Origin of the sequence: Janthinobacterium sp. SUN033 (genome assembly GCF_030397595.1) — a bacterium.
GTDB lineage: Bacteria > Pseudomonadota > Gammaproteobacteria > Burkholderiales > Burkholderiaceae_D > Janthinobacterium > Janthinobacterium kumbetense.
Map to the genome: position 1 here is coordinate 1574763 of NZ_JAPQNV010000001.1, position 18870 is coordinate 1593632.

The 18870-nt window shown below is 66.9% G+C and carries 17 protein-coding genes; 8 read left to right on the forward strand and 9 right to left on the reverse strand.

All coding sequences use genetic code 11. The annotated features are described in order from the left end of the window. Positions 1–2: 2 nt before the first annotated feature. Positions 3–542 (forward strand): contractile injection system tape measure protein, encoded by a 540-nt coding sequence (locus OX460_RS07140; protein ID WP_289898220.1) that lies wholly within the window; start codon positions 3–5, stop codon positions 540–542. Between the two features lie 43 nt (positions 543–585). Here OX460_RS07140 and OX460_RS07145 read toward each other — a convergent pair whose 3' ends face one another. From OX460_RS07145 to OX460_RS07155, 3 genes are read right to left on the reverse strand one after another with little or no spacing between them, the layout of a single operon-like run. Further along, complete coding sequence (locus OX460_RS07145) at positions 586–1974, reverse strand: efflux transporter outer membrane subunit (protein ID WP_289898221.1); 1389 nt, start codon at positions 1972–1974, stop codon at positions 586–588. Next, positions 1974–5120 carry an efflux RND transporter permease subunit gene (locus tag OX460_RS07150; protein WP_289898222.1) on the reverse strand — a complete coding sequence of 1049 codons (3147 nt, stop codon included), beginning with the start codon at positions 5118–5120 and terminating at the stop codon, positions 1974–1976. The genes OX460_RS07145 and OX460_RS07150 overlap by 1 nt, the downstream gene beginning before the upstream one ends. Before the next feature lie 33 nt (positions 5121–5153). Further along, positions 5154–6311, reverse strand: coding sequence for an efflux RND transporter periplasmic adaptor subunit (locus tag OX460_RS07155; protein WP_289898223.1), 1158 nt, complete (start codon positions 6309–6311; stop codon positions 5154–5156). 133 nt (positions 6312–6444) lie between these two features. Between OX460_RS07155 and OX460_RS07160 the strand changes: the two genes are divergently transcribed. Continuing rightward, a complete protein-coding gene (locus OX460_RS07160) occupies positions 6445–7194 on the forward strand; it encodes a response regulator (protein ID WP_289898224.1) in 750 nt (249 codons plus the stop codon). Beyond that, positions 7194–8279, forward strand: a complete 1086-nt coding sequence (locus tag OX460_RS07165) for an ATP-binding protein (RefSeq protein WP_289898225.1) — start codon at positions 7194–7196, stop codon at positions 8277–8279. Before OX460_RS07160 ends, OX460_RS07165 begins: the two co-directional genes overlap by 1 nt. Here OX460_RS07165 and OX460_RS07170 read toward each other — a convergent pair whose 3' ends face one another. Beyond that, on the reverse strand, positions 8280–9167 hold the full coding sequence (locus OX460_RS07170) for a LysR family transcriptional regulator (protein WP_289898226.1): 888 nt from the start codon (positions 9165–9167) through the stop codon (positions 8280–8282). It abuts the gene before it with no gap. Positions 9168–9270: 103 nt separating this feature from the next. Here OX460_RS07170 and OX460_RS07175 point away from each other — a divergent pair, with 103 nt between their 5' ends. Together OX460_RS07175 and OX460_RS07180 are read left to right on the forward strand one after the other, a co-directional pair. Beyond that, positions 9271–10269 carry an aldo/keto reductase gene (locus tag OX460_RS07175; RefSeq protein WP_289898227.1) on the forward strand — a complete coding sequence of 333 codons (999 nt, stop codon included), beginning with the start codon at positions 9271–9273 and terminating at the stop codon, positions 10267–10269. Between the two features lie 120 nt (positions 10270–10389). Continuing rightward, positions 10390–11028, forward strand: a complete 639-nt coding sequence (locus OX460_RS07180) for an NAD(P)H-dependent oxidoreductase (RefSeq protein WP_099664303.1) — start codon at positions 10390–10392, stop codon at positions 11026–11028. Between the two features lie 61 nt (positions 11029–11089). On the opposite strand, the gene OX460_RS07185 is transcribed toward OX460_RS07180, so the two are convergent. The 3 genes from OX460_RS07185 to OX460_RS07195 all read right to left on the reverse strand — a co-directional run bounded on the left by OX460_RS07185 (position 11090) and on the right by OX460_RS07195 (position 13313). After that, a complete protein-coding gene (locus OX460_RS07185) occupies positions 11090–12400 on the reverse strand; it encodes an ATP-binding protein (protein WP_289898228.1) in 1311 nt (436 codons plus the stop codon). After that, a complete protein-coding gene (locus tag OX460_RS07190) occupies positions 12394–13059 on the reverse strand; it encodes a response regulator transcription factor (protein WP_289898229.1) in 666 nt (221 codons plus the stop codon). The genes OX460_RS07185 and OX460_RS07190 overlap by 7 nt, the downstream gene beginning before the upstream one ends. Positions 13060–13136: 77 nt before the next feature. Further along, entirely contained in the window at positions 13137–13313 is a 177-nt protein-coding gene (locus tag OX460_RS07195) for a hypothetical protein (protein WP_289898230.1), read from the reverse strand. Between the two features lie 249 nt (positions 13314–13562). On the opposite strand from OX460_RS07195, the gene OX460_RS07200 reads away from it, so the two are divergent. Both OX460_RS07200 and OX460_RS07205 read left to right on the forward strand, forming a co-directional pair. Next, positions 13563–15428, forward strand: coding sequence for a LodA/GoxA family CTQ-dependent oxidase (locus tag OX460_RS07200; protein WP_289898231.1), 1866 nt, complete (start codon positions 13563–13565; stop codon positions 15426–15428). Beyond that, positions 15425–16525, forward strand: a complete 1101-nt coding sequence (locus tag OX460_RS07205) for a tryptophan 7-halogenase (protein ID WP_099664307.1) — start codon at positions 15425–15427, stop codon at positions 16523–16525. Before OX460_RS07200 ends, OX460_RS07205 begins: the two co-directional genes overlap by 4 nt. Before the next feature lie 52 nt (positions 16526–16577). Here the strand turns inward: OX460_RS07205 and OX460_RS07210 are convergent, their stop codons facing one another. Beyond that, positions 16578–17156, reverse strand: coding sequence for a TetR/AcrR family transcriptional regulator (locus OX460_RS07210; protein WP_289898232.1), 579 nt, complete (start codon positions 17154–17156; stop codon positions 16578–16580). Positions 17157–17248: 92 nt separating this feature from the next. On the opposite strand from OX460_RS07210, the gene OX460_RS07215 reads away from it, so the two are divergent. Beyond that, a complete protein-coding gene (locus OX460_RS07215; protein ID WP_289898233.1) occupies positions 17249–18097 on the forward strand; it encodes an SIP domain-containing protein in 849 nt (282 codons plus the stop codon). 22 nt (positions 18098–18119) lie between these two features. Here the strand turns inward: OX460_RS07215 and OX460_RS07220 are convergent, their stop codons facing one another. Next, positions 18120–18812 (reverse strand): hypothetical protein, encoded by a 693-nt coding sequence (locus OX460_RS07220; RefSeq protein ID WP_289898234.1) that lies wholly within the window; start codon positions 18810–18812, stop codon positions 18120–18122. Positions 18813–18870 lie beyond the last annotated feature (58 nt).

Here is an 18870-nt window from a genome sequence, read left to right on the forward strand (position 1 = left end):
ACATGAACGACGCTGTACACGCGACTGACATCGCCGACATCGGCAACGCCGGCCTGGCGCTGCTCCACCCGTTCCTGCCGGCAATGTTCCAGCGGCTGGACTTGCTCGCCACTGGCGGCGATGGCAGGCCGCAGCTGCGCGGCGAACACGGCGCGCGCGCCGTTCACTTGCTGCAATACCTGGTCGATGGCAGGAGCGACGCGCCGGAGCAGCAATTGCTGCTGAACAAGCTGCTGTGCGGCCTGGAACCGGACTTCCCTGCTCCCCCCGTCGACCTCGGCGAAGAAGAACGGGCCCTGTGCGAACAAGTGCTGGCCGCCGTGATGCGCCATTGGCCAGCGGTGGGACAAACCTCGCCCGAGGGATTGCGCCAGGTCTTTCTGCAGCGCGAAGGCCGACTGCAAAAAGGCGACGGGAAATGCACGCTGGCTGTCGCGCGCAATCCCTTCGATGTACTGCTGAGCCGCTTGCCGTGGAACCTGGCTGCCATCCGGCACCCGTGGATGCCGCAACCGCTGTTGATCGACTGGCCCGGCGCGTAGCCTGGCAAGCCCACGCCCGGCTGGCCGCCCTCCGCAAAGCGGGCTACTCTTCCAGCCCGCCCCCCAGCGCCTTGTACAGGGCCACGGCCGACTTGAACTGGTCGCGCCGCGCGTCGAGCAAGGCTTGCTGCGCCGCATACGACTGGCGCTGCGCGTCGAGCAATTCCAGCCGGCTGTCCTGGCCCGCGTCGTAGCGCAGCTGCGACAGGCGCTGGCGCTGCTGCGCCGCCGTCACCACGCGTTCCTGCGCGGCGATCTGCTGCGCATACGTGGCGCTGCCCGCCAGGCCGTCGCGCACGTCGCGAAACGCCGACTGGATCGCTTGCTCGTATTGCAGCACGGCCACGTCCTTGCGCAGGCGCGACAGCTGCAATTCCGCGCGCAGCTGGCCGCCCTGGAACAGCGGCTGCGTCACTTGCGGCGCGAACGACCAGCTGCGCGCGCCGCCTCGGAACAGGTCGCCCAGTTCCGGGCTGGCCAGGCCCAGCTGCGCCGTCAGCGACAGGCGCGGGAAGAAGGCGGCGCGCGCGGCGCCGATTTCCGCATTCGCCGCCATCAGCGCGTATTCCGCCTGCAGGATGTCGGGACGGCGCGCCAGCAAGTCCGACGGCAGGCCGGGCGGCAGCTGCGTCAGCACGGGCTGGCCATCGAGCGGCCGGCCCGCCGGCAAGTCGGCGGGCAACGGCGCGCCCAGCAACAGTTCCAGGTTGTTGCGCGCCAGGGCAGTCGCCCGCTCGCGTGCCTGCACGTCCGCTTCCGCCGTGGCCGCCTGCCCTTCCGCTTGCGCTATATCAAGACCGCTGCCCTGCTGCGCGCCGTGCAGGCGCTGCGTCAAGACGAGGGCCTGGCGCCAATCGAGCAGGGTTTGCCGGGCCAGCGCCAGCTGCTCCTCGGCCAGCCGCAGTTCCAGGTAGGCGTCGGCCACGGCACCGATCAGGGCCATGTGGGCGGCCCGCTGGCCCTGCTGCGTGGCCAGGTAGCGCGCAAAGGCGGCCTCCGACAGCGAGCGCAGGCGGCCGAACAGGTCGATTTCGAACGCGCTCATGGCGATGCCGGCCGTGAACTGGTTTTGCACCGTGGGATTTTGTCCCGTGGCATCGGCAGCGCGCTGGCGCGTGCCACCGCCGTTGAGACCAATCGCCGGATAGCGGCCCGCATCCTGGATCTGGTACTGGGCCCGCACGGCTTCCACGTTGAGGGACGCCACGCGCAGGTCGCGGTTGTTTTCCAGCGCGATGTCGACCAGGCGCTGCAGGCGCGCGTCCAGCAGCATCTGGCGCCAGCCCAGGTTGGCCGCCGTGTCGGCCGTGCCTGGCGCGGCGGCCTCGGCATACGCGGCGGGAATCGGCGGCGCCGGCTTGACCAGCGGCGGCGTCAATGAACAGGCCGACAAGGCCAGCGCGGCCAGCGGTGTGATAAAAATCAAACGCATTACAACTCTCCTTCCACTGCCTTGACGGCGATGCGATTACTGCGTTTGTTGAAATAACGGTCCATCTTGTCGACGGCGCCCAGCACCACGACAAAGAACACGGGCACGAAAAACACGGCCAGCACGGTGGCGGTGATCATGCCGCCGAACACGCCCGTGCCGATCGCGTGCTGCGTCTCGGCGCTGGCGCCCGTGGCCAGCATCAGCGGCACCACGCCCAGCGCGAACGCCAGCGACGTCATCAAAATCGGGCGCAAGCGCAACCTGGCCGCTTCCACCGTCGCCTCGACCAATCCCTTGCCCTGCGCCTGCAGCTGGCGCGCATATTCGACGATCAGGATGGCGTTCTTCGCGGACAGGCCGATGATGGTGATCATGCCCACCTTGAAGAACACATCGTTCGGCATGCCGCGCAACATCACGGCCAGCACGGCGCCCAGCAAGCCCAGCGGCACGACCAGCATGACGGAGACGGGAATCGACCAGCTTTCATACAGGGCCGCCAGCACGAGGAAGACCACCAGCATCGACAGCGCCATCAGCATGGGCGCTTGCGACGCCGATTCCTTCTCTTGCAGCGACTGCCCCGTCCACGCCAGCGCGAAGCCGGGCGGCAGCTGTTTCACCAGGCGCTCCATTTCCAGCATGGCGTCGCCGCTCGATACGCCCGGCGCCGCGCTGCCCGAAATGCGCGCCGCAGGATAACCCTGGTAGCGCACCAGTTGCAGCGGCGACTCGCTCCACACGGGGCGCACCAGTTCGCCCAAGGCCACCATGCCGCCCGCGTTATTGCGGATGCGCAGGGCCAGCACGTCGTTCAACTGCATGCGCGACGGCGCATCGGCCTGGATGATCACCTGCTGCATGCGACCCGCATTCGGGAAATCGTTGACATAGGTCGACCCCATCGCCGCCGTCAGCATGTCGGCGATGGCCGTAAACGACACGCCCAGCGCTTCCGCCTTGGTGCGGTCGATATCGAGGCGCACGCTGGCGCCCGGCGGCAAGCCGTCCGGATACACGCCCGCCACCTTGCTGCTTTGCGCGGCCAGGCCCAGCAGCTGGTTCTGCGCCGCCTGCAGGGCAGCGATACCCTGGTTGGCGCGGTCTTGCAAGCGCATGGAAAAGCCGGACGAGTTGCCCAGTTCATCGATGGCGGGCGGCATCAGGCTCATGATCACGCCCTCCTTCGCCTGCGACATGGCTTCCTGCGCCAGCGCCACTTCTTCCTGCGCCGTGGCGCCGTTGCGCTGTTTCCAATCCTTCAGCATGGTGAACGCCAGGCCCGCGTTCGGTCCCGCGCCGGAAAAGCTGAAGCCGAGGATCGACTGATTCACTTCGATGCCGGGCCGCGTGGCCACGTGCTGCTCGTACAGTTTGACGACATCGAGCGTGCGCTCCATGGTGGCGTCGGACGGCAGCTGGATCGAGGTGATGAAGTAGCCCTGGTCTTCTTCCGGCAAAAAGGCCGAAGGCAGCTGCATGAAGGCCACGCCCAGCGCCGCGACGATGGCGCCGTACAGCACCATCGAGCGCCCAGCGCGTTTGAGCATCGCCACCACGCCCTTTTCATAGCGCGCCGTCATGCGCTCAAACTGGCGGTCGAACCACAGGAAGAATCCCTTCTTGTGGTGGTCGTGCGGACCGATGGGTTTCAACATCGTGGCGCACAGGGCCGGCGTCAGGGTCAGCGCCAAAAACGCCGAAAACAGGATCGACACGGCCATGGCCAGGGTGAACTGGCGGTAGATGGCGCCCACGGAACCGCTGGCCAGCGCCATCGGGATGAACACGGCCGTCAGCACCAGGGTGATGCCCACCACGGCGCCCGTGATTTCGCGCATGGCTTTGGATGTCGCTTCCTTCGGCGACAAGCCTTCGGTCGCCATCAGGCGCTCCACCGCTTCCACCACGACGATGGCGTCATCGACGATGATGCCGATGGCCAGCACCATGCCGAACATGGTCAGCACGTTGACGGAATAGCCGGCCAGCAGCATCACCGTAAACGTCCCCATCAAGGCGATCGGCGCGACGATGGCGGGAATCAGGGTGTAGCGTATCTTTTGCAGGAACAGGTACATGACGAGGAACACCAGCACCATCGCCTCCAACAGCGTGACGATGACCTTTTCGATCGAGATCTTGACGAACGGCGCCGTATCGAAGGGCACCGAATACTTGATCCCGGCCGGCATGGTGTGCGCCAGTTCGGCCATGCGCGCACGCACGGCGGCCGCCGTCTGCACGGCGTTGGCGCCCGGCGACAGCATGATGGCGGCGCCCGAGGCGGCTTGCCCGTTTTCGCGGATGCTGAAATTGAAGCTTTGCGCGCCCAGCGACACTTTCGCCACGTCGCCGATGGTCACTTTCGAGCCGTCGGGATTCGCGCGCAGCACGATGGCGGCAAATTCGGCCGGCGTTTGCAGCTGGCCCTGCACCGTCAGCGGGATGGTCACGCGCTGGCCGTGCACGGCGGGCGAGTCGCCCAGGCGGCCCGGGGCGATCTGCGCATTTTGCTGTGCGATGGCGGCCGTCAGCTCGCCCATGGCGATGTTGTACGACACCAGCTTGGCCGGATCGACCCAGATGCGCATGGCCCGCTCGGAACCGAACAGCTGCACCTTGCCCACGCCGGGAATGCGGCGCAGTTCTTCCGTCACGTTGCGCGCCAGGTAGTCGCCCAGCGCCACCTCATCGTGCTGGCCATTGTCCGAGATCAAACTGACGATCATCAAAAAGCCGGACGACGCCGACTCCACCGTCAAGCCGTTTTGCCGCACGGCTTGCGGCAGGCGCGGCTCGATGGCTTTCAGGCGGTTTTGCACGTCCACCTGGGCCATTTCCGGATTCGTGCCCGGCTGGAAGGTGACGGTGATCGAGGCCGAGCCCGACGTATCGGTGGACGACTCGAAATACAGCAGGTGCTTGACGCCCGACAGTTCGCGTTCGATCAAGCCCACCACGGAATCGTTCATGGTTTGCGGCGTGGCGCCAGGGTAGTTGGCGCTGATGCTGACGCTGGGCGGCGCCACCGAGGGGAAGCGCGCAATCGGCAATTGCGGTATGGCGATCAGTCCGAACAGGACGATGAAGACCGCCACCACCCACGCGAAGACGGGGCGGTTGATGAAAAATTGAGGCATGTCATTAGGCTTTCATTGTATTCATATGGTGCATCAACGCGCCTTGGCGGCAGCCGCCGTTGCCACGACGGCTGGCTTCCACGGCTGCGGCGCGGCCGTGGCGCCCGGCTGCAGGCGTTCCTGGCCTTCGATGACGACGGTTTCGCCAGCCTTCAAGCCGCCGTTGACCACGTACTGGTGCTCGATCACGTCGCCCACGCTGATGGGTTTAAGACTTGCTTTGTTCGTGCCATCGAGCACCCAGGCCTGCGCCTGCCCGCCGCTGCTGTGCAAGACGGCTTGCTGCGGCAACAGCACGCCATTCGCCTGCACGGCGCGGGCGATGCGGGCGCGCACGAACATGCCCGGCAGCAACTGGCGCTGCGGATTGTCGACCAGCACGCGGATGACGGCGTCGCCCGTGCCCGCATCGACGCTGATGCCCGAGAACAGGATGCGCCCCGTGACGGGATGCGGCTGGCCATCGGCGCCCAGGATGGTCACGGGCAGCTTGTCCGCGCCGCCCGTGCCCGACGCTTGCAATGCCGCCAGCGCGGCGGCCGGCTGGCGCACGTCCACATACACCTTGTCGATCTGCTGGATGCGCGCCATCGGCGTGGCATCGGCCAGGCCCACCAGCGCGCCTTCCGTCACCAGTTCCGAGCCGATGCGCCCGGCAATGGGCGCCTCGATGCTGGCGAAGGCCAGGTCCAGGCGGCGGCGCGCCAGGCTGGCCCGCGCCTGGGCCACGGTGGCCACGGCTTGCTCGCGCTGGGCCACGGCGTCGTCATACGCCTGGCGGCTGATGGCGTCCGCCTCCACCAGCGGTTTCAACCTGTCGGCCTGACTGCTGGCGCGGTTGGCCGTGGCCACCGCATGCTGCAGGGCGGCGGCGGCCGAATCGACGTCCGCCTGGAACGGCGCCGGGTTGAGCTGGAACAATTTCTGTCCCGCCTTCACTTCGGCGCCCTGCTCGAACTGGCGGCGCAGCACGATGCCGCCCACTTGCGGACGGATGTCGGCCGTGCGGAAGGCGGCCACCCTGCCCGGCAATTCATCGCTGAGGACGACAGGCGCCGCTTGCAGCTTGAGTACCGTCACGGCGGCCGGCGGCGCCGCGCCTTCTTCCGGCGCGGGTTTGGAACAGGCGGCAAGGCTGAGCAGTGCCGCGGCGATCAACATGTTTTTCTTGGTGAGGTGGCTCGGATGCATGGTCTTTCTCTATGGCAGATCCCAACCGGCGGTCCGGTCGACAGATAACAAGAGCATAGAAGGCCAACATGGATGTTCCGTCAAAGAAATGTGGAGATTCGATGGAGAGCGCGAAGAATGCTAGACTATTTGCATGAACTATCATCACAGCGCCAGCCAGCCCTCGTTTCTTGCCACCACGCCCCCTTCCGCCCTCGTCCTGATCGCCGAAGATGAACCGCAAATCGCCCGCATCCTCGCCGGTTACCTGGAGCGCGACGGCTACCGCACGGCCTTCGCCCACGATGGCCAGGAGGCGCTGCAGCAGCACCTGGCGCTGGCGCCGGACCTGCTGCTGCTCGACGTGCAAATGCCCAGGGTCGATGGCTGGGGCGTGCTGGCGGAAGTACGGCGGCGCGGCGAGACGCCCGTCATCATGCTGACGGCGCGCGACCAGGATGCCGACAAGCTGGCCGCCTTGCGCGTGGGCGCCGACGACTACATCATCAAGCCCTTCAATCCGGCCGAAGTGGTGGCCCGCGTGGCCGCCGTGCTGCGCCGCTCGCGCGTGCACCACCACCCGGTGGGCGGCCAGCGCCTGCGCTGCGGCCCCATCGAGATCGACCAGGAAACGTATATGGCCAGCGTGCTGCGCGACGGCGCGCCCGTGCCCTTGAGCCTGACGTTGACGGAGTTCCGTCTGCTGGCCCACCTGGCGCGCACGCCGCGCCGCGTCTGCAGCCGGATGGAATTGCTGGAGTCGTGCATGCCCGAGAGCAATTCGCTGGAACGCACGGTGGACAGCCACGTCAGCAAGCTGCGCAAGAAGCTCGAGGAAGCGGGCGTGACGAACATGCCTGCCAGCCTGCGCGGCGTGGGCTATCGTCTGGAAAGCGACACCTGATGCGCCTCACGGGTTTGAACCGGCAGATCGTGCTGTCGATGTCCGTGCTGATGGTGTGCAGCATCCTGATCATCTGGATCGGTTCCTGGATTTTCTTCGCCGTCGCCTTCAAGATCGATCCCGGCATGCTGTCCGAGCCGGACGACTGGTCGCCCAGCACCGTCGAGTGGCTGTGGATCTTCGCCATCACCATCTTCGGCCTGGGCCTGGCCGCCTTTTTCGCCATCAAGCTGGCCGCGCGCATCTTGAAACCGATCAATTCCGTGATGGACAGCGTGCGCCGCGTGGCGCATGGCGACCTGTCCGCGCGCGCCTCCGCGGGCGACCGTACCCTGGGCGAGACGGCCATGCTGGTCGACGACTTCAACAGCATGGCCGAGCGCCTGCAGCGGGGAGCGCAGGAAAGCCTGACGTGGAATGCGGCCATCGCGCACGAATTGCGCACGCCCGTGACCATCCTGCGCGGCACCTTGCAAGGCGTCGTCGATGGCGTGTTCAAACCCGAGGAGGTGCCGTTTTCCAGCCTGCTGGCGCAAGTCGAGGACCTGGGCCGGCTGATCGAGGACTTGCGCACCCTGAGCCTGGCCGACAGCGGCCACATGCAGCTGCGCATGGCCTGGACGGACCTGACCCTGGAAATCGAGGAAGTGGGCCGCCTGCTGGCGCAGGAAATGGAAGCGGCCGGTTTTACCCTGCGCTTGCACCTGTCCGACCATCCCGTCTGCTGCGATGCGGCGCGCATCCGGCAAATCGTGCTGGCCCTGCTCGACAACGCGCGCCGCTATGCCCATCCGGGCCTGCTGCGCGTGCGAACGCGCGTGCAGGCCGGCCAGTATTACCTGAGCGTCGAGGATGCGGGTCCCGGCATTGCCGACGACCTGGCGCCGCACGTGTTCGAAGCGTTCCGCCGCGGCGACAGCGCCAGGGTCGACCTGAACGCGGGCAGCGGCCTGGGCCTGGCCGTGGTGGAAGCCATCGCGCGCGCCCACGGCGGCAGCGCCGTCTGCACGCGTGGCAAGGCGGGCGGCAGCCTGTTCACCATCAAGTGGCCGGTCGAACATGGCGCCCCGCCGCCCGCCGGCTGACTACGCGGGCGGCGCGCGCAGCATGTCGACGAAGGCGCGCAGCACGGGCGGCATCTGACGCCGGCCCGGGTAGTACAGGTAGTAACGGGGCGGCGGCGGCAGGCAGCGCTCCAGCACGCACGCCAGGCGCCCCGCCGCGAGATCGGCGCGCGCATCGGCCTCGTACACATACGCCAGTCCCGCGCCATCGCGGGCCGCGCGCAGCATCAGCTCATCGTCGTCGAACACCAGCGGCCCGCCGACGGCGATGCTGACGGCTTCCCCTTCCAGCTCAAACTCCCACGCATACTGGCGCCCGCTGGGAAAACGCCGGCCGATGCAGGCATGGTCCAGCAAGTCGCGCGGCGTGCTTGGCGCCCCATGCGCCGCCAGGTAGGCGGGCGACGCCACCACGACGAACGGTTGCGGCGCGCCCACGGGCACGGCGATCATGTCGGCCGCCACCTGCTCGCCAAAGCGGATGCCCGCGTCAAAACCGTCGCGCACGATATCGATCATGCCGTCATCCGTCACCAGTTCCACCTGCACGCGCGGATAGCGGGCGACGAAGCTGGCCAGCATGGGCGCAAGCAGCAGCCGCGCGGCCGGACGGGGCACGTTCAGGCGCAACTTGCCTGCGGGCACATCCTGCAAGGCGCTCAGGTCCAGCAAGGCATCGTCGATTTCGCGCATGGCCGGCGCCAGCCGCGCCAGCAGCTGCTGCCCCGCCTCGGTCGGCGTGACGCTGCGCGTGGTGCGGTTCAGCAGGCGCACGCCCAGTCGCTCTTCCAGCGCGCGCAATGCGTGGCTGAGGGCGGACGCGGAGACGCCCCGTTCGAGGGCCGCCTTGCGAAAGCTGCGCAGGCGGGCGACGGCGGCAAAGGCCGTCAATTCGTTGAGGTCAGTCATTATTCATGAGGAAAATTCAGTAATGCATGCAGGATTAGGCATCTTATCGCATGCTGTTGCTTCATCCATACTCCTCGCATCTTTTTTTGAAGAGGAGTGAAAAATGGAACACAGAACACTGGGCAACTCCGGCTTGCGCGTCGCCCCCATCGGCCTGGGCTGCATGGGCATGAGCTTTGCCTACGGCGGCGCGGACGAAGCCGCCTCGCTGCGCGTGCTGCACCGCGCCGTGGAACTGGGCGTGACCCTGATCGATACGGCGGAAGTCTACGGCCCCTACGCCAACGAGGACTTGGTAGGCCGCGCCGTGAAGGAGCTGCGCGGCAAGGTCAGCATCGCCACCAAGTTCGGCTTCAAGATCTTGCCTGAAGGAAAAGGCGTGGCACGCATGGCGGGCGTCGACAGCCGCCCCGAACACATCGTCCAGGCGGTGGAGGCGTCGCTGTCCCGGCTGGGCATCGAATGCATCGACTTGCTGTACCAGCACCGCGTGGACCCCGCCGTGCCCATCGAGGACGTCGTAGGCGCCATGGCCGGCCTGGTGCGCGCAGGCAAGGTGCGCCACCTGGGGCTGTCGGAAGTGTCGGCCGCCACCCTGCGCCGCGCCCACGCCGTGCACCCGATTGCGGCCGTGCAGTCCGAGTATTCGCTGTGGAGCCGCGACGCGGAAGCGGAGGTGCTGCCCGCCTGCCGCGCCCTCGGCATCGGCTTCGTGCCCTACAGCCCGCTGGGCCGGGGCTTCCTGACGGGCCAGCTCACGTCCAGCGCGATGCTGGCGCCCGACGATTACCGCCACAGCCTGCCCCGCTTCCAGCCGCAGGCGATGGCGGCCAACGCGCACCTGGTGACAGAATTGCAGCGCCTGGCGGCGGCGCGCGGCGTCACGGCGGCCCAGCTGGCCCTGGCCTGGCTGCTGGCGCAAGGTGACGACCTTGTGCCAATACCCGGCGCCCGCAGCCTGGCGCACCTGGAAGAAAACGTGGCCGCCGCGCGTATCACCCTGGGCGACAGCGAGCTGGCCGCCATCGGCGCCGCCATCGCACCCGCCAGCGTGCAAGGCGCGCGCTACCCGGATGTGGAACTTGCCATGCTTGGCCTGTAGACAACCGTGCTGGAGTCCGCTAAGTTGAGCACGCCAAGCAATTCTTTGCCCCTCAGCACTTGAAATGCCTGAATCCGCTATCATTTCCAATCTGAACTATTCATTATGAAAGGGATTTACATGTCCGCACTGCTCGAAACACTGCAATGGCGCTATGCCACCAAGAAAATGGACCCGACGAAAACGGTGCCGCAAGACAAGGTCGAGCGCATCCTGGAAGCCGTGCGCCTGACGGCCAGCTCCAGCGGACTGCATCCTTATGAAGTCTTCGTCGTGACGAATCCGGCCCTGCGCGAGCAGATCAAGCCGCATGCGTGGAACCAGGGCCAAGTGACGGATTCCTCGCACCTGCTGGTGTTTGCCGCCTGGGACAATTACACGGTGGAACGCATCAACGCGCGTTTCGACCTGGTCAACGAGGTGCGCGGCTTCAAGAATGAAGGCTGGGAAGCGTACCGCCAGCAAATCCTGGCCACGTATCCGCAGCGCGATGCCGAGACCAACTACCAGCACGCGGCGCGCCAGGCCTACATCGGCGTGGGCACGGCCCTGATCGCCGCGGCGCAGGAACAAGTCGATTCGACGCCGATGGAAGGTTTTGATCCGGCCAAGGTCGATGAAATCCTGAACTTGCGCGAAAAAGGCTTGCGTTCCGTCGTCATGCTGCCGCTCGGCTACCGCGCCGACGAAGGCGACTGGCTGGTGGACTTGAAAAAAGTGCGCCCTGCGCGCGAGCAATTCATCACCGAGCTGGCGTAAGCGCTACGCCAGTGACTGAAAAGCGGATGCCCTGACCGGCATCCGCTTTTTTTTTGTCCGTTCAGGCCGCCTGCGGGAAGCGCACCGTCACCTGCAATCCCCGCCCCGCCTCGCCGTCGGCCAGCGCGATATCGGCCCGGTGGTGCTCGGCGATGTGGCGCACGATGGACAGGCCCAGGCCGCAGCCCCAGGCGTCGTTGCCGTCAGGACGGAAGAAGCGGTCGAACAGGCGCGCATGGTGCTGGCGCGGCACGCCGGGGCCGTTGTCGGACACGCGCAGCAAGGGCCTGCCCTCTTCCACGGCCGCCTGCAAGTCGACCCGGCCGCCCTGCTGCGTGTAGCGCAAGGCGTTGTCGATCAAGTTGTTCAGCAATACTTGCAAGCCGTCGGGATCGGCCTGCACCAGCACCCTGGCGGGCGGCGCTTCCACCACGCCCAGGTCGATGGCGCGGCTGTCGGCCAGCGCGCTGTGGTCGCCCACGGCCGCTTCCAGCAATTGTCCCAAGTCCACCGTGTGCAGCTGGCTGGCCGTGAGCGCCGTTTCATGGCGCGCCAGACTGAGCAGTTGCCGCACCAGGTGCGTGCTGCGGTCCAGCCGTTCGTGCAGCCGCGCCAGCGCAACGCGCCGTTCTTCCTCGCTGCCGGCCCGCTCGGCCACCTGCAGCTGCAGTTTCAATGCCGTCAGCGGCGAACGCAATTCATGCGCGGCATCGGCGACAAAGGTGCGCTGCGCCGTCAGCGCCGCCTCAAACTGCCCCATCAGGCTATTCAACGCCAGCGCCACGGGCCGCAGTTCGGGCGGCATGTCGTCGGCCGCCAGCGGCGTCAGCGCGTCCGGCGAACGGCCCGCCACGGATTCGGCCAGCCGGTGCAGGGGCGCCAGCGCGCGTCCCACGACGGCGACGATCAGCAGCGCCAGGATCAGCGCGAACACCAGCAGGGGCGCGCCGGCCCGCATCGTCATCCGCCAGGCCAGCTGGTCGCGCACGGCCTGCGCCTGCGCTACCTGCACGTAGCGGCCGCGCCGGGTTTCGCCGTACAGGCGCCAATCCTCGCCGTGCAGCTCGACATCGGCGAAACCGGCCAGCGCATAGCGCGGCAGTGCCGGCTGCTCCTGCAGGACGGGCAAGGGCTGGCCATCCTCGTCCCACGCCTGCAGCACGAACGCTTCTTCCGGCTCTTGCGCGGCGGCCAGGCCCTCCTGCGGCTCGAACTCGTCGGGCAAGGCCACGGCCAGCTGGCGCAGCTGCAAGTCGGCCAGCTCATTGGTTTCTTCCAGCAGCGAACGGAACAGAGAAATACCGGCGCCCAGCACGCACAGCAGGGTGGCGGCCAGCAAACCGAGCAGCAATTGGCGGCGGATGGTCAGCATGGCGCCAGTCGCATCTTGTAACCAACGCCGCGCACGGTCTGGATGCAATCCGCACCGAGCTTCTTGCGCAGCTGGTACACGTACACGTCGACGGTATTGCTTTCCACTTCGCTATCCCAGCCGTACAGCTTTTCGCTCAGCTGGCGCTTCGACACCACCTTGCCCGGATGGTCGAGCAAGGCGCGCAGCACGGAAAACTCGCGCGGCGGCAGCTTGATCTGCTCGCCCTCGAACGTGACGTCGTGGCTGGCCAGGTCGAGGATCAGCGCGCCATGCTCGATGACGGAGCGCGAACGGCTGACGCGGCGGCGCAGCAGCGCGCGGATGCGCGCCAGCAGCTCGTCGAGGTCGAACGGCTTGACCAGGTAATCGTCGGCGCCGCTGTCGAGCCCTTCCACGCGGGCCGGCGTGCCGTCGCGCGCCGTGATGATCAGCACGGGCAACTCGGCACCCCGCGCGCGCATGGCGCGCAGCACGTCCATGCCCTCCTTGCCGGGCAAGCCCAGGTCCAGCAGCATCAAATCGTAGGCGAAGCCGGCCAGCGCCAGCTCCGCATCGTGGCCATCGCGCACCCAGTCCACGGCATAGCACTCGCCGCGCAAGCCCTCGACCAGGCTTTCCCCGATCATCGGATCGTCTTCCACCAGCAACACGCGCACGCGGGCCTCTCAAAGTCTTGAAAAAGCCACCATCTTACCTTGACTGGCGCCGCGCCGCAGGGGCTGCCGCGGTAGCCTTACCTGGACCCGGACCCGCGGAACGGCGGGATATTGCCTTCTTGCGGATACAGCGCCACGCCTGTCGCAAGCGGTGCCGCCGCAGCGAGCGCCTCGCCGGGCTGGGCCGCTTGCGATACGGGCAGAACGGCCAGCAGGGATACCGCGCCAACACAGAAAATAGCCTTGATTTTCATATCATTCCTTCAAAGGTTGCATAGAAAAATATCGGATCAATACATTATTTCGTATATTGATAAACAGGCAATGCCAGTCCAAGATAGCTACATGCCGGCAACAAGTCAATCTCCGCAGCAACTGAATTGCCCGCGTGTCCGCCCATGCCATGCATGGCGTGAATTCGCGATACCGTGACTATGTGCGCATTTGGCGCGTTTTTTATGCGGTATATTTTCCTTCCCTCCACGCATCTGGAAAGGCATGCCATGTCCAGTTCCACCCAAGATACCGTCATCGTCAAGGCGGCGATTTATCCGCCCATCGGCATTGCCCGCGTGGGCAACAGCCCCAGCGAATACTTTATGGGACCGGAGGTGCCGGAACCGGCGCCGCGGCCGGCCGGCTATTACCGCGATGCGTCCGGGGCCATCAAGCGCCAGGCGGCGGGCTTTCGCATCTACGGCTTGAACGCCGCCGGCGTGGCGGTGGCCGAGTTGAACGCCAGCAATGCCGACATCGAATGGTCCGTCACGCTGGCCAACACCAAGGCGGCGTGGTATCAGTTCCAGATCGCGCTCGACATTCCCGAGGCGAATGCCACCCAGCCCTCGTTCCTGCGCAACATGGCCGTCACCGACCGCGCGCAACTGTCCATCACGCCGGGCGAGCGCAAGATCGGCGGCAGCGAACAGCCGGCCGTCGCCTTCGACAGCGGCCGCTTCATGGGCACGCCCGTCTACCTGGGCGAGTTGCGCACGGACGCCATGGGACGGCTGATCGTGCTGGGCGGCCATGGCAAGTCCGCCTCGTGGAATGGCGCGCGCGCCATCACCTTTGCCAACAACGAAGGCTGGCATGACGACACGGCCGACGGCCCCGTCTGCGCCACGGTGCACTACCAGGGCCAGGCCTTGCCCGTCGACATGGCCTGGGTGGTCGTCGCGCCGCCCGACTACGCGCCGCAGCAAAAGTCGGTGCGCACCATGTGGGACTTGATGCGCGACTTGTTTGTTTCCGAAGACAAAATTACCGCGCCTGCCGTTCCCTCGTTCCAGGACGATATCCGTCCCATTTTCGAGCGCCTGTCCAACCTGCAATGGGTCAACGCCGGCTTCGCGGCCGCCTTCGGCTGGGATGGCAGCACGCCGTTCAGCCGCGACGAATGGATGGCGCGCCTGGCCAGCCCGTCCGAAAACCGCAAGGAGTGGCGCAACGTCATCTATAACCAGTTCCGCCAGTTCGAGCGCGACGCCTGGGCGCCGTCGCCGTGGCCGTGGCTGTATGGCGATGCGATGGCCATCCCGCCGGCAGACACGCCGCGCCAGAACTGCGCGCTGAGCAATTTGCAGTTGCGCTTCCTCAAGCAATGGGCCGACGGCAAGTTCACGGACGACTACGCGCCCGGCAAGACGCCGCCGCAAAGCCTGGCCGACGTGGAAGTGGCGCAGCAACCGGACACCCTGCTGCGCGCCGCCATGGAATTCTGCCTGGCAGACGCCTTCCACCCCGGCTGCGAAATGACCTGGCCCATGCGCCAGGCCAGCATGTACAGCGCGCCATTCCGCCTGGCGCACCGGCCGCCCGGCTGGGTGGAGCCGGATTACGGTGCCGTATTGACGCCGGACAATATCAGCAGCCCCTGCTCGGCGCAGATCGCCGGCGGCGTCACGCGCTGGATGGCCGTGCCTTGGCAAACGGACACGGCCAGCTGCCGCTCCGGCTACCAATCCGACTACGATCCCTACGTGCCGACCTTCTGGCCCGCGCGCGTGCCGAACCAGGTGATGAGCAAGCTCGCCTACGACACGGTGATGAACCGGGAAGCCCCCACCGACGACCGCCTGGCCGCCTTCGCCCGGCGCGCCGCGTGGATACGTCCGCTGGGCAACATCAGCTATGAAGAGCAAATCAACAACATGATCGCCGACCTGGCGCAAGTGGGCGTGGTCGAGGTGCGCCCCGGCCCCACGGACGTGAGCGGCTTCCCCGCCTTCCTGCAGGTGGAAAACCTGCCGCAAGCGATCGCCGGCAAGCATACATTGCGCGCCGCGGCGCCCATACCGGACGAGTTTGTCGACGTCGACCTGGAAGGCACGGAAAAAGCGCGGCATCTGCAGCGGCACCGCTTGTGACGGTGCTGCAGGCCGACGTGCTCGTCGTCGGCGCCGGTCCGGCCGGCGCCACGGCCGCCCTGAACCTGGCGGGGCGGCACCGGGTTTTGCTGGTCGACCGGCTGGCCGCGCCGCTGGCGCGCATCGGCGAATCGCTGCCGCCCGCCGCCGCGCGCCTGCTGCAAGACATGGGCTTGCTCGACGCCTTCCTGCGCCAGGGCCATGCGCCCTACCACGGCAACCGCGCGTGGTGGAACGGCGCCTGGGCGGAACACCACTTCCTCAGCGACCCCGATGGCCACGGCTGGCACCTGGCGCGCGGCACATTCGACCTGTGGCTGCGCGACGAAGCGCGCCAACGCGGCGCCGCCCTGCTGGCCTCGGCCAGGGTCGCGGACATCGCGCCGGACGATGGCGGCTGGAGAGTACGGCTGGAAACGCGGCACGGCACCTGCGACGCGGCGGCGCGCATCGTCATCGACGCCACGGGACGCAGCGCCCGGCTGGCCCGCAAAGCGGGCGCGCAGCGCCGGCACAGCGACCGGCTGATATCTATATGGCAATACGGACATGAACGCACGCCCTCCGCGCGGGGCTTTGCCCACATCGAGGCGTGCGAATACGGCTGGTGGTACAGCGCGCCCCTGCCCGGCCAGCGCCGCGTGCTGGCCCTGCATACGGATGCGGACTTGCTCGGCAACACCTCCCTGCGCGATGCCGGCTGGCTGGAAGCGGCGGCACGGCGCTTGCCGGCCACGCGGGAATTGCTGGAGCAGCAAGGTTACGGGGCCGATACACCGGCCCTGGCCACGCCCGCCCATACGGCCGCCCTGGACGCCGCCGCGGGACCGGGCTGGTTTGCCGCCGGCGACGCGGCCTTGAGCTTCGATCCGCTGTCGTCGCAAGGCATCTTCAACGCCCTGTACACGGGCCTGGCCGCCGCCGAAGCGGCCGACCGCACGCTGCAGGGCGACGCCACGGCTTGCCAGCAATACAATGCGGAACTGGCGGCCATCGGCGCGGCATACGGACGCCACCTGGCATACTGTTACGGCCAAGAAACACGCTGGCCATCGGCGCCATTCTGGAGCCGGCGCCGGCCGCTCGCGGCCCGCTGACCCGCTGGCCCGCAAAAAAATCGCCGCGCCGCCGTGCTGCCACGCGCTGCCGCTATGGCTGCATGGCCAGCGCCCCGATCACCAGCGCGCGCATGCCCAGGTCGAACTCGGCCTCGATGAGCGCATCGTCCTCTGCTTCCCAGGCGTCGCCGGCCGGCGCATACACGGTGTCGGCCAGGGCCACGCAGTGGAAGGCCACGGTCGACAGCAGCCAGCGGGCGCGCTCCCTGGGCAGCCGGTAGCTGTCCGCCACTTGCGCCTGGTGGGCGTCGATCCGGGCCAGCATGGCCGGCGTCGTCGCTTTTCTGCGCAGCAAGTACGGCGCCAGCCCCGGATGCGACTTGACCAGCGCACGCAGCGAGGCGCTGAAACGCAGCAGATAGCCCTCCAGGTCGTCGTTGCCCGTCGCCGGAAGTTTCCATCGAACAAAAATTTCCTCGGCCACCAGCAGCTTGAGCGCCGCCAGGTTCGCCACATGCTTGTACAGCGCCACATGGCTGACGCCGAGCAAGGTGGCGACACCGGTAAACGTCATGGCGGGCAGGCCCAGCGCCATGCCGGCGTCGGCGATGCGTTCGCGCGTGATGCTGGGGGGACGCCCGGGGCGGGGCGAAGTGCTTGCAATAGTCATCGTTATTGTCCGTGGCGGCAGCTGCGTTGTCGGTTTCAGTTAATTAGTTTAGCATGGTGAAACTAATTACCCAATACCAAGGAGTACTTACCATGGCAACACCCGTAGAACAGCAATCCGGCGGCCAGCTGCGCAATGCCGAGCATGACCGCAGCCTGCATGACGTCACGGCCGCCGTCAGCGCCATCGCGCACCCCGTTCCCAGCGTGCTGCGCGTCACGGCCCGCCTGGACCGTTCCGGCGACGATCCCCAATGGGCGTTGCCCAACGTGGCTTTCCGCATCCACCTCGACGGACCAGCGTATGGCGGCGCGTCGCGCATCTACACCGTGCGCAGCTTTGACGCGCAGGCAGGCGCGTTTACCTTCGATATCGTGCGGCATGCACACGCGAGTCCGATGATGCACTGGGGTAACAGCCTGCGCGTGGGCGAGGTCTTCCGCCTGACGGGGCCGCGCCCGCAGTTCGTCGTTCCTGCTGGTACCGAAAAGAAAATCGCCCTCTTCCTCGACGAAACGGGCATACCCGCGCTGTACGCCATGTTGCAGCAGTGGCCCGCCGGCGTGAGCGGCATCGGCTGGGTGGTGACGGATGATGCGGCCGCCTTTGCCGAGCTGCCCACCGTGCCGGGCCTGGCATTGCAACGCCTCGGCACGGCCCACGTGGCGCCGGACGGGCCGCTGGCGGCCCAGGCCAGGGCCTTGCAAGATCCGCACGATTACGCGATCTGGGGCGCCGGCGAGCGCGATGAAATGCGCGCCATCCGCCAGCATTTTCGCGTCGACGCGGGCCTGTCCAAGGAACAGGTGCTGGTGGCAGGCTACTGGAAACGGGGCGTCAGCAACACGGACATCGATCTGCGCCGCCGGCAAAGCTTCGAGCAGCTGATCGCCGATGGCGGCACCCTGGCCGATTTCGACGACCTGGCCGTCGAAGTGTGAGCAGCGCCGGTCGCGGCGCGCGCTAGCGGGCGGCGAAGTCGAAGCGCCACGCGTCCTGGCTGCGGTGCAAGGTAACGTCCACTTCGGTCACCGAGACCGGCATTACATACTGCGTCATGTCCTGGAAACTCTCCAGGCTGTAGGTCTGGCCCGCCGCCGGCCGCATGGCCACCACAAAATACAGGCTGGGCAGGTATTCGAAACCGACCGTCATGTTGGCATCGACATCGGGCATGGTCGCGACCGGCCGGTCGTTCACGTACCAGTTGCAGCTGAATGGGATGAATGGGCTGGTCTCGTTCATGACGCCGCATTGTGCCGGCGTCAGCTTCGATTGCGCCAGCGAGGCGGCGGCCGGCTGCAGCAGCGGCGACAAGCCATGCGGGCTCACGGCCGACAGCAGCTGGCCCGGCGCGATGACCTGGCGGCCCGAGACGATCTTGTTCCCGGTGATGCCGAAACTGTTCACGTCAGTCGAGATCCTGTCCTCGTAGTGGAACGATTCGGTGGCGCCGGCCGACCCCGTCAACACCTGCCAGGCATGGCTGCGGTAATGGCCCTGCGGGTTCTGCAGCTTCAGGAAAACCAGCACGGAGTTGCCTTGCAAATCGTCTGTTTCCACGTTGTAACGGACGTTGAATTGAATGCCCATCGCTTGCTCCCTGCCTGGAATCTGCACGAACTCAGGAAAGACAGCGCCGGAGGACGAGTCCACGATTTCCTCCGGCGCCGGTTGTCACTGCTCCTGCCCTGGCTGATGCAGGGCCTCTGCG